We start from the raw sequence: 25,025 nt of genomic DNA, 5'->3' as shown, positions 1-25,025 counted from the left end.
CTTTCTATGCATCCAGGAACGGTGCGAAGTCCGTCAGGGGATGGGTTTGAAGTTGGTCGATTGTCATGGTCGATACTTCGCCGACGGTCAGATAGCGGAAGGCATACTGCACTTCCAAATGGGCTGGTTTGATCTCTTCAATCGCAGCTTTGATGTCGTCTATATTAGGCGGCAGGCCCAATGTATCCACAAACTTCACCGTGAACTGATAAAGCTCCGGCTGCTGAGTTACCTGAATGGACCCATTTTCAAAAGACTGGGCAACCTTCTGCAAGAGCTGAACGGTTACCGTTCCGGTCCCCCTGATCTTGGAAACAATCGCGCTCCGCCGCTGATCGATCGGCTTTGACTCGTCTATCGGGATGGCAAGCTCAGCCTCCCAGCGATTAAGCCCCCAGGTAGCGCTGGACACGAAAAACTGGTTCAGAATGTCGTCTAGCGCTGCCTGTAGTTGATCCAACTCCTGGCCTTCGGCGTCCATCATGGAGCGAATAACCTTCGAAGTCGCATAATAACCCGGAAGATAGGTCAACATCCGCTGCCCGGCGGAGCTGGTCATTGGCAATTCAATCATGAAACGTTAACCTCCCCCAGAACCGCAACCTCGCCGGCAGCCATCTCGATGTTTACGTTCTGCAATCCGTTGACCAGCAAATCCTTATAGTCGATAATCGGCGGAATGTCCAACAGGATGGCCGAGATCCGGGTGTAGCGAACCAATGGATCGGAGAAGGCTAGCTGCTGCAAATAAGCTTGGACCCCCTCCTCAATCACGGCCTTTACCGTGTCCATCGTGGTTCCGGTGGCAAGCGTCAACTTGGCGGAAATATGGATCGGTACCTCAGTCGATGCTGCAACGGTTACGATCGCGCCGATCGGAGCGAGACCCTCGCCGCCATTGGACGGCGCGATGAGCTCCTGCACGTCGGAGACGATTTTGGAGGAAGCCGCCTGCTTATCTTCGTCAAGAAGAGTAACCTTTACCGTCCCCGGCCCATCCCATAAAGGAGCGACCTGCACCCCGCCGACGCCCGGAACCGACAGCGCCCACTGGATGTAGTCCGCCTTGTTGCCGCTGGTTCCCGGGCTTTTCACCTTTGCCGAGTAGCGGGCTAAAAGCGACTCGTCATCTTCGGTTTCCGTCCCGCCCGTGGTAGCCGCTTCGTTCGTCACCGAACGAACGCCGCTCAACGCCGACACAATCAAAGTGATGGCTCCCGCCGCCACATTGCCCGCGCTTCCGGCTACAACCGCGTCGATGTCGACCTCGGCCGTCCCTTGTTCGTCCAACGCGGCTTCCTTCGAAGTTGCGAATTCGATGGAGGAGCTTCCCGTCACCGGGTCGGCCGCCGTAGCGAACAGGGTTCCGGCCGGAATCTTCGTTCCAGGTACGCCGTTTAATCGAACGGTGCCCGCCGCCGTCACCGCCGGCCGTCTCGTGAGCCCATGCTCTTCGCACCGCAAATCCAAATAGCCGCCGAACGTCGTCGAGGCGAACCCTCGCCGCAGCACCTCTTGCGCCCAGACGGCCGAGTTGAACAGCTCGTAGGCGGAAGGAGCGATGGCATCCCACACGAACGAGCCCTCCGACTTGTCCACATCCGCGGGAATGCGATCCAGCATTCGCGCCCGAATGTTTTCCTCCGTCTGATCGGTCAAATATTCCGGCAATACTGCCATCAAATCATCACCGCGCTTCCTTGAAGGATTCCGGTATCGTCCCGGACGTTGGCTACCTCGCAGCTGAAAGAGCAGCTATCGTTCTCCCAACTGAACGAGAAATTGCGGACCGAAGCCGTGCGCGGATCGGCCATCAGCGTCTCCGTCGCCATGCGCGAGATCTCGCTCTCCACCCCGGCCCGGGACAAGCCGAGCCCGATCAGGCCGTCGAACTCCTGCCCGTAATTGCGCGAGTACACCAGATAGCGGTAGCGCTCCGTCTGCAGCGCCTTCGAGCACCATTCGAGCCAGGCGTCCGTTCCTTCCGCTCCGGCGATTTTGCCGGTCGGGGTCAGCACGAACTCTCCGGCCTCATAATCGAACCGATAACTCCGCCCGAACATGACGGGGGCGCTGTCGGCAGGCGCGGCTTCCACTCCGGCATCCACCGTCGGAAAAAGATTAGCCATCCGCGCCCACCACCTTGCATACAACGACGGCATGGTTGCCGTCGTTGACCGGAATCGCCAGCACCCGGTCGCCCGGGCGAACGCCGGCTTGCCAGTCCACCTTCACTTCATCGATCTCGGTCTCGGGCAGATCGAACCGGGCCTCCTGCGCGGAGGAACCGGACACGGTAAGCGTGCCGGCCAGCGAAAAAGCCGGCAAATGAAGCTTCACCAGCCATTCGGCCAGCCCGTAATCCGGAATCTCGTATTTGAACGAATCCAGCTTCAGCCCCGCTTCCGTAATCGTGCCCAGCTCGGCCGGCAGACCGGAGACCGCCTGCGACGCGATGCCGCTAAAGCGTCCCTCCAGCGTGGACACCAGCTTTTTGAACGGATCAGACACAGAAGTCCCTCCTTACTTTCTCCTCGGCGGCCAGCTCCAGCTCCATATGCCCCGGCGTGCCGAGGCGATGAACCACATGCGTGACGATCAGATCCAGCCCGTTCAGCCGGACCTTGTCGCCGGCGCGGATCGTGTTGATGTCGGGAGCCGTCGCCGAAAACGTCTCTTGCATGCCCAGCAGCGCGTTTTTCGCCGCTTTCTTGGCCTCGTCGACCGTCTCGATCTTGCAGTCTTGGATGACTTTTTGCAGCGTGCCGTATTTGGCGGTCTCGCCTTTGACGAGCGCCAGCACCGGAGACAGCTTCTCGTCGCTTCCGCTTCCGAGCACCTTGACCTGCGTTACGGCGCCCTCCAGCGTGCGAAGCTGGGTCACTTCCTCCAGCCATTCCAGCTCCCACACGGTCCCGTTGCTCCCCAGCTTCACCAAATCCAGCCCGCCGGGCGTCATCCGGGGCCGGAACAGATCGCCGCCCTTGTCCACCGTCTCTCGCAAATCCTCCTGCAGCATGGAAAAGATCGACTGACTCCGCTTGATGTTCCGGGCGAGCGAGATGCGGGTGTCCTGAATGTCGCCCAGCGCGATGCTCCACTCCTTGGCGTACAGCTTCAGCCGCTGCGCGGCCGTCTGTCCGGCGGGCATCAGCCGTTCGTCCTCGGATTTGGCCAAATAGATCGTCGGATCGTATACGGTCAGGCTCAGATGCTTCGTTCCGGCGTTCGAGCTGGAGCATTCCCAGACGAGGCCCGGATTGAGCAGCGGGGACATGCCCGTCCCCCCGAACGGAACGCCCGAGATGCGGATCGTCTGGCCCGGCGCGATGGCCGGCAGGTCCGGCGTGACGGTCAGCGCGATCGTCGCCCGGTAGGCGATCTCCTCCAGCGAGTCTTCCAGCGTGATCTCTTCGACCAGCTCGCGTAAATAATAGCGGTCGGCCAGCACCACCTCGTAGTCGCTCATGGCATCACCAGCTTCTGTCCCGGCACGATCTTGTTCGCGTCGCTTCCGATCAGCGCTTTGTTTTTGTCATAAATCGCCTTCCACGACGAACTGCTGCCCAGCTCCCGCTTGGCGATGGCCGACAGCGTATCGCCCGCCTTCACCGTGTACACCTTCGGGACCGGCTTCGTATCCGGCCGCGCCGCCGCGGCCGCCGCCGCGGAGCCCGGCGCCTGCCGAACCTTCATCTCCCGCCAGGTGCGGAACGTCGCGTCGTAGAAGACGTCCCCCGGTTCCCCGCCCGAGAAAGTCGACGCATGAGCCGACACGTACACGAGCACATTGACCGCCGTCTCCGTAATGATGAGGCGCACGGGTTGCTTGGCGTTCATCATCGAGGTCAGCCGGTTCATCGCCTCTTGCGGATCGAGAACGTCGGCGTAGCGGCAGTAGCGGAGGTCGGCCACCTTCGGGAAAAAGGAGGAGAACGAGATCTCCTTCACCTTCTCCTGCTGCGCCACGTCGATCTCGCCGAGCGCGAGAATGTTGACGGTCTCGTATTGCTTTTCCCGGCTGATCCGAATCTCTTCGGGGTTGACCGGGAGCTGGAACTTCTCCCCGCTCGCTTCGACGAGGTAAATATCCAATTGCGTATCCCCCTTTCCGATGGGGTTCTGCTTATCTATGATCAAACTCGATTCTCGACCGTCTGCTTGATGGATGCCGCCATCCGGACGCCGATCTCGTTCGCGATCGCGTCGTAGTCGAGCTTCTGCTGCATCGACAGCTGCACGGCTCCAGCCGGGATCTGGACGTTGAGGTTGGTGGAGGCGTTGACTTGCGTTTTGGCAGCGGTAAAACTCTCGGCCGATTTGGCGGCAAAAGAATCGGTCGGCGTGGGCGTCGTTTCGGGCGCTTTTTTCTTCTTTTTGAAAGGGTTGAACTTCTTGAGGCTGCCGATCGCTCCTCCGATCTGGCCTCCGAGCCAGTCTCCCGCGATGCCGCCGACCGTGGCTCCGAGGGCCGTTCCGACACCGGGCGCGATTAACGTTCCGAGAGCGCCGAGCGCCGCCGCTCCCACATTGCCTCCGATCGCGCTGCCGATCGCCTTGTTGCGCTCCTTGCCCGGTTTGGCTGTGGCGATATCGGCCACGCTCATTCCAATGGATAATGGGGTGATCAATTTACCTGATGTTTTCAAAATTCGACCGGCAATGGATCGAAGCGGCGATTTGCGGGCTACAGTTTCCGCTGTTTGACTAAGTTCCGGAATCCCCTCTCCGGCTTCCTCGGCATTTACTTTGGCTGCCCCTCCGGATAACATCTTTTTCCCCAGAGACAGCAGTCTGTTGGCCCCGCCTTTTATCCAACTTTTAAACCCGCCCGACTTTTGCATAAGGTCTGCTGTTTTGGAGGTTTTCGCGAAGGATAGGTCGAGTGCGGCAGGCCCTGCCTTTTCCATGGCTTGTTCCAACCCGGCCCCCGCAAGAGCGGTTACAGTACCGATTTTGCCTCGTCCACCCCGAAAAACTTTTTTGCCTAATGAAGCGAACAGTCCTTTCCCACGGCTGAACAATCTCTTGATTCCGCGAGGCTTGGCCTTTTCTTCTGTCGGCAATGAGCCGGCGTCCCGGCCTGAATCGAGTTTTCCGGATGTGCCGTCCTTACCGGGTGCGCCATTTTTTCCCGGTTCTCCGGTTAAAAGGTTACCGAGGTTACTCCCTAAGAGCTCGCCCATGTTAGTGACACGCACATCATAAACTTCTTTTTTGGGGAGTAGAAATTTTAACGGGCTAAAAGCTTTTACTCCTGATAACTTTGTGAGAATCGAATCCCCGAAATCGGTGGCCACTTTAGCTAGCCGTTTTCTATAAGTATCCGCAATGTCCGAACCTAATTTATCAAGCTGATCCTTCCAGATCGGCTTTTTATCCTTGTCTTCCTTACCTTTGCTGTCACTAGTCTTCGTATCGACCTGTGTCATCACTCGTACCAGGGCATCAGCTTTTATGTTTAGCGAGACGTTTAATTTAATCGAAGCCTTGAGCCGCTCCAGAAGCCTAGCATCCAGCACGAATTTGGCGCGGATCGGAACGACCCACGCTTGCTTCGTCAGCTCCGTCAGCTTCAGCCGGATTTGCCGGATCGGCCCACAAAGGCAGTCGTTCAGCCGAACGATCGGCGTGATACGGACGCGGGAGAGCAGCTCGGCCCGTTTGCGAAGCTGCTCCATATACTTCTCCAATGAGCGGAGGGCCTGCCCGGTGCGACGCAGACCGTCGGCGTCGATGACCAGATCCACGCTCGCGATGTTTTCCGCGGACATGTCTTCAACCTCCTTTCCTCTGGGAGGCCGCCTCTTCCGCCTCCAGCTCGAGTTCCATGCTGGCCATCAGGAACAGCTGCTCGCCGCGCGGCAGCCGCCAATATTCGCCGGGGCGCAGATGGTGCCGCGTCCAGATGGCGTGGAGCATTCCGGCCAGCGCCCCGGTGCGAATCAGTTTTTTACGTCTTCAAGCTCCGTGTTGAAGCCGGACAGGTCGAGCACGACGTCGCCGAGAGCCGACAGCTCGCCGGCCAGCAGGATGCGCTTGATCACTTCCTCCGCGCTGCTGGCGGAGAACTTGGACAGCAGCTTGGAATCCCCCCAGTTCGGGGACACCGTGGAAGCGGCGATCAGCGAGACGTTGAACAGCTCTTCGTCAAGCCGCTCGATCGTCTGGCCGCGCTTCTCCTTGCGCTCGGTGCAACGCTCGCGGATGCTGAACACCTGCTTGCCGGTCAGCCCCCGCACCCGTACGGGAACGCCGAGCCGCTCCAGCAGCACCGACTTCTCCGGCACCGTATCCGCATCCAGCAGCCGCTGCAGCACCTGCTCTTCGCTCAATTCTTCGAACGACATGATGGTAGCCTCCTCTTTTGAAAATGATAGGGGAACGGCTTGTCCGTCCCCCCTGGCAGACTCTAACGAAACTCAGCGACGCTATGCCGGCAAAATCGAGGCTCGATCAAACGTAACGAAACGAGGAAAGCTTATTCGAGCCGATAACTCCCAATTGCCATTCGAAAATAGCAAATAAGCCTTCTACGTTTCGTTAGAGCGCCATCCGCACTCTTTTTCGCCGGATAAGAGCGTGTGGTTTCGTTAGCGCTCGAGGCGGGAGGGCGGTGGAAGCCGGCATTCGGCAGAGGCCGCCGGTCACGCCCCCGACAACAATCAGCTAGCCGAGATCGGGTCGAGAAGCTCGTAGCCCTCGAACGTGAACGCCGTCTCTTCGGCGACTTCCTCGCCGGCCGTCCAGTTGGCGAGCTGGAGCTTGTCCGCTACACAGCCCACCAGGCGGATTCGCTCGAACCCGTACGCTTCCGGATCGTCCAGCTTGTTGATGACGTCGAACTTGGCGAAGCCGCGCCGGATCATGTCGCTCGTCACCTTGTAGCCGCTCATCGTGCCGGTGCCCTTTTTGGCGCCGAGCTTGTGAACGGTCCACTCCGAGCCCGCCAGCTTCAGCTCGCGTTTCTCCACCTCGACCGAAGCTTCCAGGTGGTTGATGTTCGTCTGCCACACGCCGTCGATAAACACTTGCCCATACGTGCCGAGAATGGCTCTGGTCGGATCCATCATGTTCCGTTATCCCCCTTATTGCACGATAAACGTGCCGAAAATTTGCTCCACGACGTCGGTGAGACGAGCCTGCCACTTGAGGAACACTTGATCCGGCTCCGCGACGATGCTCGTATCCTCGGCCACGTCGAAGCCGTCCGCCTCGATGACGCCGGATTGGGCCAGCGTCTGCAAATACTGCTTGCAGGCGCCGATGAGCGCGAGCCGGCCTTCGGCGGTGTTGTTCACCTTGCCGATGTAGCTGTCCTCCGCCGTCCGCTGCAGGTCGGCGTTGATGGCGTCCATGACGCGGATCGTGCGGATCTTTTTCCAGGCGGAGTTCTGGTTCTGGCCGAGCGAGACCAGGGTGTTCACCCCGCGCAGCGCCTTGACCTGACGGCCGTCATGGACGAAAAGGAACACGCCGCCGCGAACCGCCTGCTCCTGCTCGCTGCGCGTCCATCGGCGCGTGACGTCGGCGAACGGAGCCGGGGCGTACGTCGTCGATTCGCTCAAGGCTTGGCCGGCGATCAGGCCCGCGACGTAGGCGGACAGCTGCGCCGAGCTGTATTCGACGTCGCCCAGCTTCGCGCCGACGCCGACGTTGACGACGCCTTCGCTGTTGAAGCCGGCGCTGCGCGCCGCCGCTTTGGAGACGGCGTCGGCCGCCTTGTCGTCCGCGGACGAACCGCCGAGAACGGCGATGACGCCCTTGCCTTCCGAGCGGATCCGCGAGATCCACGCCAGCGCGCTGGCGTTCAAGGCCGGATCGGTCACGCCATCCAGCGCAAACGCGTTGAACTCCTGCGTCTCGAACGCGTCGAACGCCGCCACGTAGTCCCCGTTGTCCACGCTCTCGATTCCGGAAAAACCGCCGGTCAGAGCCGCCGAAGCGACCGCCGCGAGCGAGCCGTTGCCGTCGCTGAGCTTCGTTGAGACGATCCACTTGTTCGCCGCGTCCCCGTTAATCGCGTCGGCCGCCGCCTGAACGGTGCCGGACGCGAAGGTGAACGTGCGAAGAAGCGTCGTTCCCTCGTACAGCTTGATATCCGTCTGCGCCGAATCGGCTGCGTTCGCTTGAACGGTCACCTTGAAGCCGTTGCCGCGCTCGCCGGTCATTTTGCCGGCCAGCTTCAGCACGCCGACCGGCGTATCGGCCGTCGTGTCCGCAAGCGTCAGCGACGCCGCCGCGTCCGTACCGTCGGACAGACGGTACGCCAGCACCTTGCTCGCTCCGCCCAGCAGCGCGAGGCGCGCCGTCGTATACGCGGTGGCGCCGCCCGTCTCCACGTCCGAGAACGTCTCCGCGATCTGTCCCTCGCTCGTCAGCTCCACGAACTGCCCGACCGGGCCCCAGTGCGCCCGCACCGGAACGGCCACCACGCCTCGCGCTCCCGGTACGATCGCCGCCGCCGCGGCGGAACGAAACGCCAGGTAAAAGCCGGGAAGAACCGGCATGTCCGTCGTGCTCCAATTGCCTCCTGCCATAATCAGTTCACCTTCCTGTTCATGAATTGTTGGATGGATTGCCGGGCCTGCTCAACGGTGAGCGGCGCGAAGCCGCGATCGGCGAAAGCCCCGACGGCCGCGATCGGAGAGACGCCGAACAGCTCTCTCGCCTGCCGAATGAGCTCGTCCGCCTCATATCGGACGACGGCGGCATTCGCCGGACCGTTTTCATTCGCCGAAGTCTGTCCACCCCCGACGGCTGCTGCCGCTTCCTGCGCGGATACGCCAGGCGCTTGCTCGGGTGCAACCGTCGTCTGCTCCGGCGCAGCAGCCGCGCTCTCCACCGGCTGCGCCTCCGCAGCCGCCTTTTTTCTTCGGATTGCCAATGTTTATCCCCCCATCGTTTGGTGGTAGACGACTTCTTTCATCAGCGGCGCTTCTCCCGACGATACAGCTTCCGGGCGCACCGTCCGGCGGGTCAGCGTGACCATGAGTTGGCCGGTCCTCAACGCGTCGGCCTCGGCCATAACCGCGCATTCCCGCACGGTGACGTACTGACGGTTCTCCGCGTTCAGCGCGATCTTGGCGTCCTGCTTGAGACGCTCGGCAATCTGCGCCGCCGCGTTCATTTGCTCGTTCGGCGTCCGCCCGAGCACATGCCCGAACACCATTTTGCGCACCCGGACCGAAGCCGCGTTCCCGTCCGCCGTCTCCATCGCCGACACCCGCCACAGAACGGCGGGAAGCCGGTAATCCTGCGGCCATTTGCCGCAGTAGACGCTCCAGTCCGGGTCGGTGCCCAGCGCCGCTTGCGTCCAGACGGCCAGCGCTTCCAGCCACTCGTCCGCCGACGCCGCGTCCGTCTGCTCCGCGGGATCGACCGCCGCCACCAGGAAGCGGAGCCCCCTCGTCAGCGCGTCCCGCTCTTCGTCGGTCCGGTCGGAACCGACCGTGCCGTGATACCGGCAGGTGAACACTTCGCCCGTCGCATCGTCGGTCAGCGTATGCCCGTCCAGCGCCTGCACGACCGCCTCGCCAAGCTGGTCGACCGAGGCGAACCCCGACGCCACCGATTGGTACGGCCACACTTCGAAAATCCTTCCGAAGCCCGCCCACCCGTTCAAGCCTTCGTCCTCCCCCTGGATCAGTACCAGATAAGGCTTGTCCGTCGCCGTGCCGTCGTCGTGCGATTCCAGCACCCTGCCGCCGATGCCGGGAATGGCGTCAACGAGCCGCCGGCGGATTCCGTCCCGCATGGATTGTCACTTCCTTCCGCGCCATGTGCGTTTGACCTCCCGTTGTTGCCGGATTCGATCGGACCGCTATCGGTCGTCTCATCCATTAGGTGGCAGCCGTGCGACATCAGCCGACCCGCATGATGACGACATGTCCGATATTGTGGGAGATTTTGCGCTGGGCCCGTGCCATGTACGTGCCGACGCTGGACTTGCTGACATGCAGCATGCCCGCGATCTCGGAGAAAGAGCAGCCTTGCCCATGAGCAAGCACGTAACAGTCCCGCTCCCTGGCGGTCAGACCGCGAAGCGCCGCTTCCAATCGAAAATGCTTCATCTCCGCGTCGCCCGCCTCTTGTTCGTCTTCTTGGTCGAACCATACCGCCGTCGGAAGGCGGGCCGGATCGGTCGGAATCTCTCTCTGATAGGAGGCCCGGCGCTCGATGCCTCTCCGGTTGCCGGGCCGCCGCCCGGTGGCCAGCCATTCGATGATATAAGAGCAGCTCGAGATCATCTCCATGAGCAGCTTCCGCTCGCGATCCGCCTCCAGCAGCTCGTTCATCTCCTCCATCGTCCGCACCGGCTCCATCTGCCGGATCCGGCGCGTCAGCCGGTCCGCGGCCCGCAGCAGTTCTCTTCTCGTCTCTTCGTAAGTTTCCAGCGTCGCCGGCCCCAGATCCGTCACACGAACGCGATTCTCTTGAATGTTCATCGTTTTCCACGCTCCTTTTGGGAAAATCGATATTTGCCATTTTGGCAAAACGAACGGTCTGAACGCTGCAATCCCCGCCGCCCTCGATGCCTCGCTTAACCAATTTGGCGAATATGGAACGATCATACATTACCATTTTGGCAAATGTCAATCCTTTCTCCCAAAAAATAATTCAGTATTTTACCAAACCGGAAAATGTGATACACTGTTTCTACCAATTACGGACAGAGGGTCGATAACCATGACGCTGGGCAGACGCCTTCGGGAGCGCCGGGACCGCCTGGGCAAAACGCAGCTGGACGCGGCCAGGGAGCTCGGAATCAGCAACGTGCAGCTCTCCCGCTACGAGTCGGACGATCGCAAGCCCGAGCCCGAGCTGCTCGGACGGTTCGCCGAATACTACCGTACGACGACGGATTACCTGGTCGGCCGGACCGACGACCCGACGATGGCAGGTCCGAACGCGAGAAGCGAGTTCGAGCGATTCGTCAACAACCCGGAGCATGGGGTGTTTTTCAAGGACTATCTCAACGCGCCGGACGAGAGAAAGGAAGAGATGCTCCGCTTCTGGGAGTTCATCCGGGAGAAGGAACGGGGACGCAAGCCGGAAGACCGGCAAGGGGAGCAATCCCGCTCATGAATGCCTGACAGGCCCGCAAGGGCTTTTCTTTTCCGGATAAAAGCGAACATACATTCCTATTCTTCTTGCGAGGTGCCGAAAATGATGAATTACTACAGACCGACTCCGCTGGAGCAGTGGATCGAAAATTTGTGGATCAAATCGGGAGTACTGACGCCGGGCCAGTTGACGATCGACGAGGTGGCGGGACGGCTGAACGTCTGGGTTCATTTTATGAACCAGCCCGGCAAGGCGCTCGAGTGGATGGGCATGCGGTCCGTGCTCGTCGACAGGCGGCTGAGCCGGGCCGAGCAGTGGGAGGAGTTCCTGCATGAATTGTGCCACGTGCTGAGGCACGCCGGCAGCCAGACGCTTATGCCGCAGCCGTTCCTCGAGAGTCAGGAAGCGGAAGCGAACCGGTTCGTGCTGTACGCGTCGATGCCGTCTTTTATGTTGAAAAGACTTCGCTTTCCCGACCGCCAGAGCGACGCCGCGGAGCTGATCGTCTCCCACTTCGGCGTAACGTATTCCCTCGCCTATCGCAGGCTGGAGCAGATCCGGCGGCGTACGTTCGAAGCCATTCTGTGGGAGGAGGTCGAGCGTCTGGCGCAAGCCCGCGGCGATGGCGATGGGGCGCCGGGTGCTGACGCAAGATCGCATCGACGGGCCTCTGCCGCTCTCGCCTCCGGTTTTCGCGTCGGGATCAATCCGTGAGCGTGGCATAGCGCCGCCCGGAGACAGGGGAGACGAGGGGTTTGGGCGCACCGAGTTAGCCGATAAAATCGGCTATCTCCCCCTCCGCACAGGCTTGGCGCACCGAGTTAGCCGATAAAATCGGCTATCTCCCCCTCCGTGCAGGCTTGACGCACCGAGTTAGCCGATAAAATCGGTTATCTCCCCCTCTGCACGGGCTTGACGCACCAAGTTAGCCGAAAAAATCGGCTATCTCCCCCTCTGCACGGGCTTCACGCACCGAGATAGCCGATAAATTCGGCTATCCCCTTCTTTTCCGGAGCCGCCCCGAGATTTCAAGCGCAACCCAACAGGCCGAAGCACGTCCGCATGAGAGCGCCTTCCTATGCGCGGACCGAACCTGTATACTGGGAGATGGCAATCATCTCCAGCCAGCAAAGGAGGTTTAATCGTGACGACAGCGCACCGGAAGCCGAACGTCTTCGTCGGCTGCTCCCGCGAAGCGATCCCGTATGCCCGGGCGGTCAGTTCGCAATTGGAATACATAGCGCATGTCAATCCGTGGTATGCCGGAACGTTCGGCGCGAACGACTACACGATGGAGGCGCTGGAACGGGAGCTCGCGGCCAACGACTTCGGCATCTTCGTCTTCGCCGCCGACGACGTCGCGCTCATTCGGCAGAAGCCGGCATTCATTACGAGGGACAATACTTTGTTCGAGATGGGACTGTTCTGGGGAAGGCTCGGCCGGCGCCGCGTGTTCTGTCTCATTCCCCGCGACCTGCCGGAACGGGACGACCTGATCCCGGGCGAGACCGTCTCCGAATTCCATTTGCTCTCCGATTTGCAGGGACTTACCTTGCTCGGATATCATATCCGCGAGGACGGGAAGTTCGGAGCGGCAGTCGATCCGGCTTGCGGGGAGATCTCCAGAGCGATCGAGGCGGAGAAGTGGTTCGTCGACCCCGGCCGGCTGGTGGAGCAGAAGCAGAGCATTCTTCATTTTTTCTGGGAGTATCACCGGAACGTCTCGGTTCGGGATCCGGAACAGCGCTATACCGCCTATGCGGAAGCGATCCGCAACTCCCTGCTCGCGCCGCCAGGATTCCGTATTACGGGAGCGGCGATCTGGAAGCAGTTCGACGACGAGATCATTCGCCAGGTCGGAGGCAACGTCGGCCGGGGCCGGTCCTTTCACCTGCAAGACAACGACGGCAAGCAGGACGGAGACCAGCGCATCTTCGTGCTCGACGCGTTCCGGAGCCGGGAATGGTCCTTTTTCAGGCGCCGAGAGATTGCGATCGTGTATATCCTGTGCTATCCTTTAGGCAAGGATCTGGTACTTTCCGTTCATATTTCGGGTACAATAGAATTAAACGATAAGCAGCTGGCAGAGATCGTGCAGATCAACGACGAACTGCTGATCACCGTCAGACATCTTGAAGGAGGGGATACGCCATGAGACAGCCGAACAAAGGGAAGGTGCGTCCCATCGCGTCCAAGTCTCCCCGCCGACTGATCGAGAAGGCCGGAGCGCATATCGGATTCCGGCGGCATCGCGCCGACGCGGAGCAAGCGGCGGGCGACGTCGTATATATCGGGCCTTCGGCGGACGGCGCCGACACGGAATACATCAAAGTGGTCAGCGGCAAGGTCGACGACCGCAAGCCCTCATTCGCTTAAAATCTTGGACAGCCCCGGCCGCGGCCGGGGCTTCTTTTTTTGCGCGCAAGATCTCAATATGCCGATACGCCGAGCCGCTCGATCGTCTGCTGGATGAACGCCGGCTCGTCCTGCGGACCTCGCGACGTGATCAAGTTGCCGTCGGCGACGACTTCCCGGTCGACGAACGTTCCGCCCGCCGCTTCGATCTCGCCCTGGATGCCGGCATAACCGGTCAGCGTCCGGCCTTTCAGCAGTCCGGCCGACGCCAGTACCTGAGGTCCGTGGCAGATCGCCGCGATCGGGATTCCCTTGCGGTCGGCCTCCCGGACGAATTCAAGCACGGCCGGGTCCTCCCTCAGCTTCGCCGGGGAACCGCCACCCGGAATGACGACCGCTTCGTAGTCTTCCGCGTTCGCTTCGGCTGCCGCCAGATGCGAGGTATAGGCGATCGTTCCCTTTTTCCCCTTCAATTCCTTGCCTTTCTCCGTGCTGATAATGATGTTATCGTTGCCGTTCTCGACGAGCGCGTCGTACGGATGCTTCATCTCGGAATCCTCATACCCGTCCGCCAGCAGAAAAGCGACTTTCCTCACGCTTTGTTTCATGCTCGTTCCCTCCCGTCTTTCGTTCTGAGACTGCTTCTTATCCTGCCCCAAAGATCCCGGAGAATGACGAACCTCCAAGCAAAACCGAGGATTCGGCAGGTCAACCTCAGTCCATGCTTTCTTTAAGCGGATACATTCCCCGATATGACCTTACCCAAAAAGCAATGAGCTTTGACTTGTTTTCAGACTTTTCATACAATGGTCACACAAAAGACAAAGAGAGGGCGCAAAAGACGGGAGTGACCGGAAATGAGATTGAAAGATGCTGCAGCGTTCGTCAAAGGCTTCCTTTATGCGTTTATCGCCATCGGCATGCTTCCATTCCAAGTGATAAGGAGTTTTATGGATCTGTGAAGACAATGTTCGCCCGCGAATGACCCCCGAATCCGTATGGATCGGGGGATTTCGCTTTTTTTGGGGCACGCTAGAGCCATGAACCCGATCATCCCTTTCGAGCCGATCCGTTCCGATACCGTCCCCTTGGGGGATTCATGGATCTACCAGATCAAATGGGACGGCGTCCGCATTCTCTCCTATTGCGACGACAGCGCCATTCGGCTGTACAACCGCAAAAAACACGAGCGCACCGCCCAATATCCGGAGCTGACCGAGCGAACGTATTGCCGTGCGTCCTCCTTCATTCTGGACGGCGAAGTGATCGCCCTCGCGGCCGACGGCAAGCCCTCCTTCCATGAAGTGATGAGGCGGGACGGCATCCGCAATCTGTCCAAGGTGCCTCAGGCGCGTCAGGAGGTGCCGATCTCCTATATGGTATTCGATGTGCTGTACGCGGACGGAGCGTGGACTCATTCCCTTCCGCTCCGGGAGAGGCAGCGGCTCTTGGCCGATCTCCTCGTCCCCGGTCCCTTCGTTCAACCGGTCGCGTCCCATCCGGACGGTCCGGCGCTGCTGGAAGTCATTCGAGCGCAGAAGATGGAAGGCATTGTTGCCAAAAACGCCGACTCCGCCTACGCGTTCGGAGGCAAGGACGAGCGTTGGGTCAAGGTGAAAAATTACGGCGATCTCGTCGCGGTCATCGGCGGGTATACGCTGAACGGCGGCATCGTCAACGCCGTCCTGGCCGGATTGTACCAAGGAGGCAGGCTGATCTTTATCGGCAAAGTCGGAACGGGCAAGCTGACCGCGCAGGATTGGGTCGAATTGACGGCCGTGGTCGGAAGCATCGGTACCTCCGAATGCCCCTTCGCCAGCCGCCATCCCGACATGAAGGGAGCGTACTGGGTGAAGCCGCTGCTGACCGCCAAGATTCAATATGCGGAGTGGAGGGTGGAAGAAGGGCGATCGCTGCGTCAACCAAGCATCCAAGCGTTCGTGCAGGTTCCTCCGGAGGAGTGTCGATTCGAATAAAACGCCCTAAAAAGCCAAAAACGCGGCTTCGGAATCCGAAGCCGCGCTCGTTTGAACAGTTAAGTGGTGCTGATGAAGGGATTCGAACCCCCGACCTACGCATTACGAATGCGTTGCTCTACCAGCTGAGCTACATCAGCAAGAACACTTTTATTATATTAAAGACTTCACCCCTTAAAGTCAAGCGTTTTGTCCCAGGTTTTTTCATCCATTTTTTTACGGCGTTAATTCCTCCCTAAAATTAGCGGATTTACTCTTGGGCTGTCATTTGTTATAGTAAGGACTACAAACATACGTTCCCATTCTACATCAGAGGTGTTCGATATGCCGCTTCCTCAGTATGAACCGATGAGCGCCAAGTCGATCCTGAATCCCGTCAAGGCGCCGTCCATGCCGTTCGATTGGTCGATCAACCCGTACCGGGGGTGTCAGCACGGCTGCAGCTTTTGCTACGCCCGCAGCACCCACGCCTATCTCGGGGAAGAGACGGACGATACGTTCCAGCGCCACATCTTCTGGAAGGAAGACGCTCCATCGATCCTGCGGGCGCAGCTCGCGAAGATGGGGAAGCGCGTGCCGCGCGAGGTGGCGATCGGAACGGCGACGGACCCGTACCAGCAGCTGGAAGGCCGGTCGAAGCTGACGCGCGGCTGTCTGGAGGTGCTCGCGGAATTCGGCGTCGCCGCCAGCGTCACGACCCGGTCCCCGCTTATCCTGCGGGACTTGGACCTGCTGACGAAGATGCCCGGCTCGTCCGTCAACGTCAGCATTCATTCGCTCGATCCGTTCGTCTGGCGGACCTTCGAGCCCTCCTCCCCGTCGCCCAAGCTTCGGCTGGACTGCGGACGCCGGCTCCGGGAGGCGGGCGTTCGCGTCCGCATTTTCATGGCGCCGATCCTGCCGTATTTGACGGATACCCCCGAGAAGACGGAAGAACTGATCGCCGCCTGCGCCAAGGCCGGCCTGCGCGAGGTGATGCCTTCGTTCCTTCGCCTCTCCACGCCGGACGTCAAGCTGTGGTTTTTCAACGTGCTGCGGACGTTCGATCCGAAGCTCGCGGAACGGTACGGTCGGCTGTACTGGCGCTCCAAACGCCTTCCCGACGATTATACGCGGCCGATCAAGGAGCGGATTCAAGCGCAGATGATCCGATACGGCTTGCGACAAGCCGAGAGCTACGCCGCTTCCTCTTCCGCCTCTTCCGAACCGGCGAGCCGCCGCCGGGCAGCGGACGGGGAGTCCGCACAGTCGCAGCAATTCCGCCGCCCCGCCGATCCTCCTGCCGATCCGTGCGCTCCCGTTCAGTTGACGTTGTTTTAGCTTTTTTATCCGAAGGACCGAATTCCCCCTCCCTCGCATAGGTTATATAGACCATCGCCCATGCCAAGGGAGGATTCGCATGAACGGCCAGACGCTGATGGTTCCGATCTCCGTCCGCCAGATCAAGGAACCTCATATTAAAGTGAACGTCCCCGTCGTCACGGGAGGCACCAGCCAAGCGGCCTTGAAGCGAATGAACGACGCCATCACGGCCGCGACTCAAGAGCTCATGAAGCAGCAGAGCTACCCGAGTCCGGACATTCAAGAGATGGACGGGACGTTCGAGGTCAAGACGAACCAACGCGGAGTGCTTAGCCTGTCGCTGTTGAATTATACGTTCACCGGCGGCGCGCACGGCAACACTTTGCAGAAGTCGCTTACCTTCGACGTCGAGACCGGGCGCAGCTACTCTCTGTCCGATCTGTTCAAACCCGACAGCGCCTACAAGAAGCGGTTAAACACCATCATCCAGGCGCAGATCAAGGCGCGCAAGCTGCCGCTGCTCGGCGAATATCCCGGCATCTCGGACGATCAGGACTTTTACATCGCCGACAAGGCGCTCGTCGTCTACTTCCCGCTCTACGCCATCGTCCCGTACGCCTGGGGATTTCCGTATTTTCCGATTTCGGTCTACGACATCGAAGACATCATCGACGAGAACGGTCCGCTCGGCCAGATGATGTATTAAGGACGAAAAAAAAAGACCTCCTCTTCCGCCGGCCGACGGGCGGAGTTCGGAGGTCACCTTGCGTCTTACCACTTGCTCGGATCGATATCCTTGGACGTCAAGCCTTGCCAAATGTTCGGCACCTGCACGGAGGAAGGATCGTTGAACACGAGGAACGCCGTCGGCAAGTACCGTTCGCCGTGTTCGGACGACGGCTTGTTGACGATATCGCCTCCTTCTTTGACGAGCACGGTAGACGAGCCTCCGTCCAGATTGGCGGCGATGACCGCTCCGTGTTCCAGCATGACCTGCTGACAGTCGTACAAGTCCGCCCCGATGCTGTAGCCCGGCTGGCGTCCGTCGATGACGAGGAACATGATGGAGCCGTCCTCCTTCTGCCCCATCACCGTTCGGGGTGCGATGCCCCAGCCGGCGGCATGGTTCTTGATCTGCCCCTTGCCGTTGACGATAATGCGCGGCGAGAAGCTGACCGCTTCGGAAATATTCAGCTTCAACAGCTCGTTGATCGTGTAGCGGCCCGCGATCATCTTCCCGTCCTTGTCGATGCCGACGACCTGCGTATTCTGATCCAGGCCGACGTCCCGATAGAAAACCTTGCCCCCGGAAATGACGAATCCGATCGGCTGGAAGCCGTTGCCCTTCCAGTTCGGGTCGGCGAAACCGCCGGCATTGACTCCCGCGATCGCGCCGGTGCGCGTGACCATGCTTGTGACCTTCTCGCCTTTGCCGACCTTGTTTGGAACGACCAGCCGAATCTTGGTCGGATCGCTGACGGTCAGCAGATAGCCGTGGTAGCTTTTCCCGTCGATCGTCTCGATCTGCGTGAGCGGCTTCTGCTCGGCAGGATTGTCGTCATTGGGCGACGGCGTCGCGATGACGTGCGTATCTTTCTCCTCGCCCATCTGCTCGAACTGCTTGGCGTATTCGGCCACCCGATCCTGCAGCCCCTTTTCGCCGATCAAATATTTCGCCCACTCCCGATGCTGGGTCGTGATGATCGTATCGGCAAGCCGCAGCCTGATCGAAGTGCCCGACGGCGTCATGAAAAACCATACGACAAATGCGATGGCCAAAACCAGCGCTCCCGCGACGAGCCAACCCAGAACCCGCCAAAAGCCGCGCTTTTTGCGTCTTTTCGCTTGCGCGGCGCGGCTTAGCTTCTGGCCTCCGGTTGGATTTCTTCGCGCGGAAGGCTGCGAAGAATTAGATGTTGTCGATAGCGGCGGCATTAGGCACGCTCCTTTGCGATAACTCCCGAAAACCCATCTAATATACGTAACGGATCGCAAACTTGTTTCGGGTTTACGCGTTTCGACGGCATTTCCCAGGAAATCCGCAAAGAAGCTGCTTTTTTCCGACAGGAACCGTATCATGGGACACGCGTATCGCGAAAAACGGCGTATCAGAGATTTTTCAGATGGTATACTGGAAGAGAAGACGCCGAGATTGGAGCATCGATCGACTGGACAAGGTTCGCGAACCGATCTTAAAATGGAAGAGGAGTGTTCCTTGATGGCCGCTGGCATCACGAACCCCAAGGTTGATGAGTTTGTAGGCAGATCCAAAAGATGGAAGAAAGAATACGAGAAACTGAGAGAGATCGTCCTGGATTGCGGATTGACCGAAGAATTTAAATGGATGCATCCCTGTTATACGTTTGAGGACAAAAACATCTTATTGATCCATGGATTCAAAGAATACTGCGCGCTTTTGTTTCATAAAGGCGCTTTGTTGAAAGATCCCCATGGGATCCTGATCCAGCAAACGGAGAATGTCCAGGCGGGGCGCCAGATCCGATTTGCCGACGTTCAAGAGATCGATGAGATGGAGCTTATATTGAAGACCTATATAGATGAAGCCATCGAGGTTGAAAAAGCCGGATTGCAGGTGGAATATAAGAAGCATTCGGAGTATACCGTTCCGGAAGAATTGCAAAATAAATTCGAGGAACTCCCTCCCCTGAAGTCGGCTTTTGAGGCATTGACGCCGGGACGGCAACGAGCGTACCTGCTATATTTTTCCGCACCCAAACAATCCAAAACGCGAGAGTCGAGAGTCGAAAAATATATGCATCGCATTCTCGATGGAAAAGGGTTAAACGATTAGGAATTTGCCTTTCTCCCACCCTAAATTCGGAGGCTGATCATCATGAACGATATGCGTTCCCGTTACCAGGTCGCAAGTCAAGTCGATACCTATCGCATTTACGAACTGTCGGACAGCGAGACCGATTCCCTCGTGCGGATCTGCCCGGAGCGCGGCGGGATCGTCATCGGCTGCAAGCTGCGCGGGGAAGAGCTGCTGTACCTGGACCATGCCACGTTCCTCGATCCGAACGCCAACATTCGCGGAGGCATTCCGATCCTGTTCCCGATCTGCGGCCAGCTCGAAGGCGGCCGTTACGAATGGGACGGCCAAGTCTACTCCATGCGCAATCATGGCGTCGCCCGCACCTCCGTTTGGGAAGTCGTCCGGCAAAGCGACGAAGACGAAGCGTCCATTACGCTCGTTCTTCGCAGCAACGAGGAGACGCTCTCCTCGTATCCGTTCGACTTCGAGCTTCAGTTTACATACCGGCTGAAGGACGGCAAGCTCGAGCTGGACCAAACGTACGCGAACCGTTCCGCGAGCCCGATGCCGGTTCAGGCCGGCTTCCACCCTTATTTCGCCACCGGCGAAGGGAAAAAGCTCGCTTACGAATCGGACGCCACGGAGTATCTGGACTATAACGACGGCAAGATCAAGCCGTTCGAAGGTACGATCGACCTGGGCGGCTTGAAAGAATCGGTCGCGCTGCTGAACGCCCGCACGCCTGCCGTCTCGTTCCCGCTGGCGGGCAAAGGCACTGTTCGGCTGGATTACAGCGAAGCGTTCCGCGCTGTCGTCTTCTGGAGCGTTGAAGGCAAGCCGTTCATCTGCGTCGAACCGTGGACGGCGCCGAACGAGGCGCTGAACCGCAAGGAAGGGCTGATCTCGGTGAAGCCGGGAGAACCGCTGCAGCTGCAGCTTTCGATCTCCTATTCGTGAACTCCCGGAACGAAAAAGCCCGGCTGACGGCGAACGTTCAAATTCGCTGTCAGCCGGGCTTTTCTATTCGGTTCGGGCTTGAAAGCAGCCCCTCAAGCGTTCCAGCGGCTGCTCCCAGGACGGAACGGCGAGTTCCTTCATATAAGCGAGCATCCCGCCCATCAGGATCCGGTCGGGCTCCGGCTTCGCGAATTCGGTCTCGAGCAGCGTCAACGCCGACAGAAAGTCGTTGCGGCGGCGCTCGACCGTAACGTCTTCCTCGTCCGCTTCGCTTAAGCTTTGTTCGATCGTTCTCCGCAGCTCGCCGGTCGCTCTCCGAACCTGATCCTCATAGCGGGGCTCGGCGTCCGAGGGGCCGCCTTCCTCTTCCGAGTACAATCGGGTCAGCACGGGTCTCCCCTGCAAACGGATCATCCCGGCGACGATATCGTCCAGCCGTTCCGTCAGAAAGGAAGCGAGCCGCCCCGTATCGATCTGCGCTCTCCCCAATAACAAAGCACGCGAATATTCCATCATCATGCCCCGGAAAAGCGCCGCACCGTCCGCCCAATAGGGCGCCGATTCCGGACCGTAAATGTTCTCGATATGGTCCCGTATCCAGCGGATATGCCGGCGAAGCATGTTGCGCAGGATCATCTGGATCTGCGGCTTGCTGCCCTCCGCGGAAACCGGCTCCCGCATCAGCATCAGCGGAAAATCCCGCTGTTCGGCCATCGTTTCGAAGTGGCGCTTCAACTGCAGCCGAAGCTGGTCTCGCGGGGGAAGCGGGCGTTCTTCCGGCAGCGGAGCCATTTCGGCCATCAGCCGCTCCCCGAAAGACTCGATCACCGACAACAGCAGATCTTCCTTCGACTTGAAGTAGAAGTAGATCGACCCTTTCGCCATGCCCAGCTCGTCCACGATCTCCTGGATCGAGGTCGCGCGGAATCCTTTGCGCGAGAAGCACTTCAACGCCGCCTCGACAATTTGCTGTTTCCGGTCGTTCAAACGATCCCCTCCGATTCCCGGACGGCCGCCGTCGTAGTCAAGAACGGCCGGCGGATAGCCGCCGGCGCGTTAACGGAACTATCTTAGCTTTCCGCCTTCGGCTTGCGGCGGAGCTTCATCAGAACTTCATAGGCGATCGGAACGATCAGCAGCGTCAGCAGCGTCGAGCTGACGAGGCCGCCGATCACGGTGACGCCGAGGCCGCGGGAGATAATGCCCGCGCTCTCGAACCCGAACGCCAGCGGCAGCAGCGCTCCGATCGTCGCCAGCGCCGTCATCAGAATCGGACGCAGGCGGGTGCCCGCCGCTTCCAGGATCGCTTCGCGGGTCGTCATGCCTTCCTTCTCCTTGTGGATGATCCGGTCGACAAGCACGATCGCGTTGGTCACGACGATCCCGATCAGCATCAGCGCGCCCATCAGCGCGGATACGCTCAGCGTCTCGCCGGTAATCCAGAGGGCGACCAGTCCGCCGATGATGGCGAACGGCAGAGCGAACATGATCGCGAACGGAGCGAGCGCCCCGCCGAACGTAAGCACCAGCACGAGGTATACGATGGCGATGGCGGCCGCGATGGCGATGCCCAGCTGCGAGAACGTCTCGTTGATCTGCTCGGTGACGCCGCCGAATTTCACTTCGACGCCTTCGGGCTTCTGAATCTCGTCGACCTTTTTCTGCAGCTCGGAAGAAGCTTTCCCCACGTCGGACTGCGTCGCTTCCGCGCTGACGGTCACGACCATGCGTCCGTTCTCGCGGGCGATCGAAGCCTGGGCCGTGCCCTCTTCGACTTTGGCGACGTCCTTGATCGGAACGTCGACGCCGAGCCCGGACTTCAAGGTCTTGTTCTCGATATCCTCGATCGAGCCGTAAACGTCGTTGTTCACTTGCACGTACACGTTGTAAGTGTTCCCGCCGTCTTCCACCGTCGTCAGAACCGGGCGGTCGCGCTGCGGCATGAGCGCCAGCGCGATCTGGCCGGTCGTCAGCCCGTAGCTGCTCAGCTTCTGCTGATCGGCCACCAACGTGTATTGCCCGTACGTCTTGGAAAGGCCGGTATCGATCTTCGTGAACGAAGGATCCTGCTTCATCAGGTCCGCGATCCGGTTGACGACCGGTTCGATATCCGACAGCTTGTCGCCGTATACGCTTAGGCTGAACTTGCTGCCGCCGAGCCCTCCGGACATGTCCAGCTGGCCCCATTCGCCTTCCGGAACGGTCTTTTTGAGCCCGGCCAGAATGTCTTCCTTCTTCTGATCGAAGTCCTTCACGTCCGGATTGAACTGCACGTAGAACAATCCCGACTTGGAGGAGCTTTGCTGAAGCGGGTTGCCGCTGCCGCCGATCGAATACTGCATCATCGTAACGTCCGGCTGTTTCAGCAGGTAATCTTCCGCGGCCAGCCCGCGCTTCTCCACGTCCTCAAGCCGATCGCCCGGAGCCGGGTTGTACGTAACGGCCATGTATTTGTCTTCCTGATCCGGCAAGAAGCTCGTGCCGATGACCGGGACCAGCCCAAAGCTCGCAAACAGAATGACGAGCGCGACAATGACCGTAATAATCTTGTGGCGGAGAACGGAAGCCAATACCCGCCGGTAAAAGGCGGCCAGCCGTCCGGGCTTGTCTTCATGGTGAGCCGCCTTGCCCGGCTTTACGCCGCGGCGGAACAGCATGTGAGCCAGCATCGGAACGACGGTAACGGCGACGATCAGGGAAGCCAGCAGCGCGAACACGATCGTGAGCGCGAACGGCAGGAACAGCTGACCGACCATCCCGCTGACCGTGCCGAGAGGCAGGAACACGGCGATCGTGACGATAGTGGAAGACATGATCGGCAGGAACATCTCGCGCGTCGCTTCCCGCACCAGGTCTTTGCCCTTCAGCTTCTCGCCGGTCAGAGACATGCGCCGGTAAATGTTCTCGATGACTACGATCGAGTCGTCGACCACCCGCCCGATCGCGACGGTCATCGCGCCGAGCGTCATAATGTTCAGCGAGATGTCGAACTGGTTCAGCAGCAGCATCGCGATCAGCAGCGACAGCGGGATCGATACGATCGAGATCAGCGTCGTGCGGATGTTCCGCAGGAACAGCAGAATAATGATAACGGCGAACAGCGCTCCGAACAGCGCCTTGTTCAGCATCGTGTTGACCGACTGCTCGATCGGCTTGCCTTGGTCAAGCAGCACTTCCAGTTGGAGCTCCGGATGCGAGGATTGCAGATCCGACTTCACGTCTTTCACTGCATTTACGACATCGACGGTGTTGGCGTCGTTTGCCTTGACGACCTGGATCCCGATCGACTCTTTGCCGTTCGTGCGGGAGATCGAATCCGCCTGCCCGACCAGCTCGACGTCTGCCAGCTCGCTCAGCTTCACGGTCGGAAGTCCGGCCGCCGTGCCGGCTGCCGCACCCGTGCCGCCCGCACCTGCGCCAGTGCCCGCAGCCCCTGCCGCCGCCCCGGCGCCTGCTCCCGTGCCGGCATTCGCACCCGCTCCGGAGCTAGCTCCCGCTCCGGAAGCCGCTCCGGCTCCGGCTCCGGTTGCGCCCATTCCAGCTCCGGCGCCTGCCGAGGCGCCCCCGGCCGACGGGATGACCGGGATCGGCAAGTTGCGCAGATCGTCGATCGTCGCGACCCTTCCGTCGACGACGATCGATTTCTCCGTCGTGCCGAGCTCGAAGATACCCAGCTGAGCCTTCGTCGCGGCCGCCTGGATCAGCTGCTGCACCGTGTCCTGGGACAGCCCGAGCTCCTTAAGCTTGTCCTCTTTGAACGTCAGGTCGACTTCCTTGACGAATTGTCCCGACACCGAGACGGAAGCGACGCCCGAGATTCCTTCCAGATCCGGCTTGATCTCGTTGTTTACGATCCGGGTCAGATCCTCCAGGTCTTTCCCGCCGGAGACGCTCAGCGAGATGACCGGGAAGGAGTTGATCGAGAACTTCGACAGCGACGGATCCTGCGCCCCGGAAGGCAGCTTTACCGCAGCGATCGCGTCGCGGACGTTGGTCATCGCCTTGTCCATGTCCTGGCCGAAATTGAACTCGATCATGATCGAGGAGGCGTTCTCCATCGAAGTCGACGTCACGTTTTTGACCGCTTCGATATTTTTGAGCCTTTGCTCCAACGGAGCCGTCACTTCATCGACGACTTCATCGGGGGAAGCCCCGGGAAAAACCGTCGTCACGCTCAAATAAGGCAACGACAGGTTGGGGAGGCTCTCCTGCTTCATGTTCGTTCCGGAATAGAGGCCGGCCACGAGAACAATCAGAGTAATCATCCATAAAGCGAACTTGTTGTTCAATGAGAAATTGATGATGCTTCGCATATCCGCGCTCCTTTGCTGCCAAAGTCTGCATCCTACAGGTTGTCCAACCCGGCGCGGCCCATCCGTCCGGGATGTCGCCCCCATCGTATCGAACGGTCGTTCAAAAGTCAAACGACAATTTCATGTACGAATGCCGGACGCTTTACTCCGGTTATACGAGCCCTATTAAGCTTCGTTTCAGGTTTCTCGAACAATCGTTCAAGTTCACGAAAACGACACAGGAGCACCTTTTCTCGGGCAAACGGGAGCTTGACTGCGGCTAGAGTGAAGGGCTGACCA

At 59.7% G+C, this 25,025-nt stretch carries 27 protein-coding genes and 1 tRNA gene; 9 read left to right on the top strand and 19 right to left on the bottom strand.

Annotated features, from left to right (window positions below):
• Positions 1 to 4: 4 nt before the first annotated feature.
• From H7C18_RS04055 to H7C18_RS03990, 14 genes are all read right to left on the bottom strand, one after another.
• Complete coding sequence (locus tag H7C18_RS04055; RefSeq protein WP_185127737.1) at positions 5 to 574, bottom strand: YmfQ family protein; 570 nt, start codon at positions 572 to 574, stop codon at positions 5 to 7.
• The gene (locus tag H7C18_RS04050; protein WP_185127736.1) at positions 571 to 1,680 is read right to left on the bottom strand and encodes a baseplate J/gp47 family protein; all 1,110 of its coding nucleotides are present in this window, start codon (positions 1,678 to 1,680) and stop codon (positions 571 to 573) included. The genes H7C18_RS04055 and H7C18_RS04050 overlap by 4 nt, the downstream gene beginning before the upstream one ends.
• Entirely contained in the window at positions 1,680 to 2,129 is a 450-nt protein-coding gene (locus tag H7C18_RS04045; RefSeq protein ID WP_185127735.1) for a DUF2634 domain-containing protein, read from the bottom strand. The genes H7C18_RS04050 and H7C18_RS04045 overlap by 1 nt, the downstream gene beginning before the upstream one ends.
• Positions 2,122 to 2,511, bottom strand: a complete 390-nt coding sequence (locus tag H7C18_RS04040; RefSeq protein WP_185127734.1) for a hypothetical protein — start codon at positions 2,509 to 2,511, stop codon at positions 2,122 to 2,124. The genes H7C18_RS04045 and H7C18_RS04040 overlap by 8 nt, the downstream gene beginning before the upstream one ends.
• Entirely contained in the window at positions 2,504 to 3,469 is a 966-nt protein-coding gene (locus tag H7C18_RS04035; RefSeq protein ID WP_185127733.1) for an XkdQ/YqbQ family protein, read from the bottom strand. The genes H7C18_RS04040 and H7C18_RS04035 overlap by 8 nt, the downstream gene beginning before the upstream one ends.
• Positions 3,466 to 4,095 carry a LysM peptidoglycan-binding domain-containing protein gene (locus H7C18_RS04030; protein ID WP_185127732.1) on the bottom strand — a complete coding sequence of 210 codons (630 nt, stop codon included), beginning with the start codon at positions 4,093 to 4,095 and terminating at the stop codon, positions 3,466 to 3,468. The genes H7C18_RS04035 and H7C18_RS04030 overlap by 4 nt, the downstream gene beginning before the upstream one ends.
• Positions 4,096 to 4,136: 41 nt before the next feature.
• Positions 4,137 to 5,774 (bottom strand): hypothetical protein, encoded by a 1,638-nt coding sequence (locus H7C18_RS04025; RefSeq protein WP_185127731.1) that lies wholly within the window; start codon positions 5,772 to 5,774, stop codon positions 4,137 to 4,139.
• A gap of 4 nt (positions 5,775 to 5,778) precedes the next feature.
• Positions 5,779 to 5,922 carry a hypothetical protein gene (locus H7C18_RS04020; RefSeq protein ID WP_185127730.1) on the bottom strand — a complete coding sequence of 48 codons (144 nt, stop codon included), beginning with the start codon at positions 5,920 to 5,922 and terminating at the stop codon, positions 5,779 to 5,781.
• A gap of 23 nt (positions 5,923 to 5,945) precedes the next feature.
• Positions 5,946 to 6,350 (bottom strand): phage tail assembly chaperone, encoded by a 405-nt coding sequence (locus tag H7C18_RS04015; protein WP_185127729.1) that lies wholly within the window; start codon positions 6,348 to 6,350, stop codon positions 5,946 to 5,948.
• Positions 6,351 to 6,665: 315 nt separating this feature from the next.
• Positions 6,666 to 7,073 (bottom strand): phage tail tube protein, encoded by a 408-nt coding sequence (locus tag H7C18_RS04010; RefSeq protein ID WP_185127728.1) that lies wholly within the window; start codon positions 7,071 to 7,073, stop codon positions 6,666 to 6,668.
• A gap of 15 nt (positions 7,074 to 7,088) precedes the next feature.
• Positions 7,089 to 8,540 (bottom strand): phage tail sheath family protein, encoded by a 1,452-nt coding sequence (locus H7C18_RS04005; protein ID WP_185127727.1) that lies wholly within the window; start codon positions 8,538 to 8,540, stop codon positions 7,089 to 7,091.
• A gap of 2 nt (positions 8,541 to 8,542) precedes the next feature.
• On the bottom strand, positions 8,543 to 8,887 hold the full coding sequence (locus H7C18_RS04000) for a YqzN/YkzM domain-containing protein (RefSeq protein WP_185127726.1): 345 nt from the start codon (positions 8,885 to 8,887) through the stop codon (positions 8,543 to 8,545).
• 3 nt (positions 8,888 to 8,890) lie between these two features.
• Complete coding sequence (locus H7C18_RS03995; RefSeq protein ID WP_185127725.1) at positions 8,891 to 9,757, bottom strand: hypothetical protein; 867 nt, start codon at positions 9,755 to 9,757, stop codon at positions 8,891 to 8,893.
• A gap of 106 nt (positions 9,758 to 9,863) precedes the next feature.
• Positions 9,864 to 10,448, bottom strand: coding sequence for a sigma factor-like helix-turn-helix DNA-binding protein (locus tag H7C18_RS03990; protein ID WP_185127724.1), 585 nt, complete (start codon positions 10,446 to 10,448; stop codon positions 9,864 to 9,866).
• 241 nt (positions 10,449 to 10,689) lie between these two features.
• On the opposite strand from H7C18_RS03990, the gene H7C18_RS03985 reads away from it, so the two are divergent.
• From H7C18_RS03985 to H7C18_RS03970, 4 genes are all read left to right on the top strand, one after another.
• On the top strand, positions 10,690 to 11,088 hold the full coding sequence (locus H7C18_RS03985; protein WP_185127723.1) for a helix-turn-helix domain-containing protein: 399 nt from the start codon (positions 10,690 to 10,692) through the stop codon (positions 11,086 to 11,088).
• 84 nt (positions 11,089 to 11,172) lie between these two features.
• Complete coding sequence (locus H7C18_RS03980; protein WP_238357458.1) at positions 11,173 to 11,781, top strand: ImmA/IrrE family metallo-endopeptidase; 609 nt, start codon at positions 11,173 to 11,175, stop codon at positions 11,779 to 11,781.
• A 430-nt stretch (positions 11,782 to 12,211) separates the two neighbouring features.
• On the top strand, positions 12,212 to 13,222 hold the full coding sequence (locus H7C18_RS03975) for a TIR domain-containing protein (RefSeq protein ID WP_337912855.1): 1,011 nt from the start codon (positions 12,212 to 12,214) through the stop codon (positions 13,220 to 13,222).
• Positions 13,219 to 13,443: a hypothetical protein gene (locus tag H7C18_RS03970; protein ID WP_185127720.1), complete on the top strand. Its 225-nt coding sequence runs from the start codon at positions 13,219 to 13,221 to the stop codon at positions 13,441 to 13,443. The genes H7C18_RS03975 and H7C18_RS03970 overlap by 4 nt, the downstream gene beginning before the upstream one ends.
• 53 nt (positions 13,444 to 13,496) lie before the next feature.
• On the opposite strand, the gene H7C18_RS03965 is transcribed toward H7C18_RS03970, so the two are convergent.
• A complete protein-coding gene (locus H7C18_RS03965; RefSeq protein WP_202886930.1) occupies positions 13,497 to 14,030 on the bottom strand; it encodes a type 1 glutamine amidotransferase domain-containing protein in 534 nt (177 codons plus the stop codon).
• A gap of 432 nt (positions 14,031 to 14,462) precedes the next feature.
• On the opposite strand from H7C18_RS03965, the gene H7C18_RS03960 reads away from it, so the two are divergent.
• On the top strand, positions 14,463 to 15,398 hold the full coding sequence (locus tag H7C18_RS03960) for an ATP-dependent DNA ligase (RefSeq protein ID WP_185127719.1): 936 nt from the start codon (positions 14,463 to 14,465) through the stop codon (positions 15,396 to 15,398).
• A gap of 64 nt (positions 15,399 to 15,462) precedes the next feature.
• Here H7C18_RS03960 and H7C18_RS03955 read toward each other — a convergent pair.
• Positions 15,463 to 15,538, bottom strand: a tRNA-Thr gene (locus H7C18_RS03955).
• A 184-nt stretch (positions 15,539 to 15,722) separates the two neighbouring features.
• On the opposite strand from H7C18_RS03955, the gene H7C18_RS03950 reads away from it, so the two are divergent.
• The gene (locus H7C18_RS03950) at positions 15,723 to 16,718 is read left to right on the top strand and encodes an SPL family radical SAM protein (protein ID WP_185127718.1); all 996 of its coding nucleotides are present in this window, start codon (positions 15,723 to 15,725) and stop codon (positions 16,716 to 16,718) included.
• A 79-nt stretch (positions 16,719 to 16,797) separates the two neighbouring features.
• Entirely contained in the window at positions 16,798 to 17,406 is a 609-nt protein-coding gene (locus H7C18_RS03945) for a DUF3298 and DUF4163 domain-containing protein (RefSeq protein WP_185127717.1), read from the top strand.
• 65 nt (positions 17,407 to 17,471) lie between these two features.
• Here the strand turns inward: H7C18_RS03945 and H7C18_RS03940 are convergent, their stop codons facing one another.
• Positions 17,472 to 18,635: a phosphodiester glycosidase family protein gene (locus H7C18_RS03940; protein ID WP_185127716.1), complete on the bottom strand. Its 1,164-nt coding sequence runs from the start codon at positions 18,633 to 18,635 to the stop codon at positions 17,472 to 17,474.
• A 283-nt stretch (positions 18,636 to 18,918) separates the two neighbouring features.
• Between H7C18_RS03940 and H7C18_RS03935 the strand changes: the two genes are divergently transcribed.
• On the top strand, positions 18,919 to 19,512 hold the full coding sequence (locus H7C18_RS03935) for a YdeI/OmpD-associated family protein (protein WP_185127908.1): 594 nt from the start codon (positions 18,919 to 18,921) through the stop codon (positions 19,510 to 19,512).
• Positions 19,513 to 19,554: 42 nt separating this feature from the next.
• On the top strand, positions 19,555 to 20,433 hold the full coding sequence (locus H7C18_RS03930) for an aldose epimerase family protein (protein WP_238357457.1): 879 nt from the start codon (positions 19,555 to 19,557) through the stop codon (positions 20,431 to 20,433).
• A 63-nt stretch (positions 20,434 to 20,496) separates the two neighbouring features.
• Here H7C18_RS03930 and H7C18_RS03925 read toward each other — a convergent pair whose 3' ends face one another.
• Together H7C18_RS03925 and H7C18_RS03920 are read right to left on the bottom strand one after the other, a co-directional pair.
• Entirely contained in the window at positions 20,497 to 21,420 is a 924-nt protein-coding gene (locus H7C18_RS03925) for a TetR/AcrR family transcriptional regulator (RefSeq protein WP_185127715.1), read from the bottom strand.
• 83 nt (positions 21,421 to 21,503) lie between these two features.
• Complete coding sequence (locus H7C18_RS03920; protein WP_185127714.1) at positions 21,504 to 24,746, bottom strand: efflux RND transporter permease subunit; 3,243 nt, start codon at positions 24,744 to 24,746, stop codon at positions 21,504 to 21,506.
• Between the last annotated feature and the right edge of the window lie 279 nt (positions 24,747 to 25,025).

It is taken from the genome of Cohnella zeiphila, assembly GCF_014212055.1.
Classification (GTDB): Bacteria; Bacillota; Bacilli; order Paenibacillales; family Paenibacillaceae; genus Cohnella; species Cohnella zeiphila.
The sequence above is the reverse complement of the archived record's forward strand: the minus strand, read 5'-3'. Positions and strand labels throughout refer to the sequence as shown.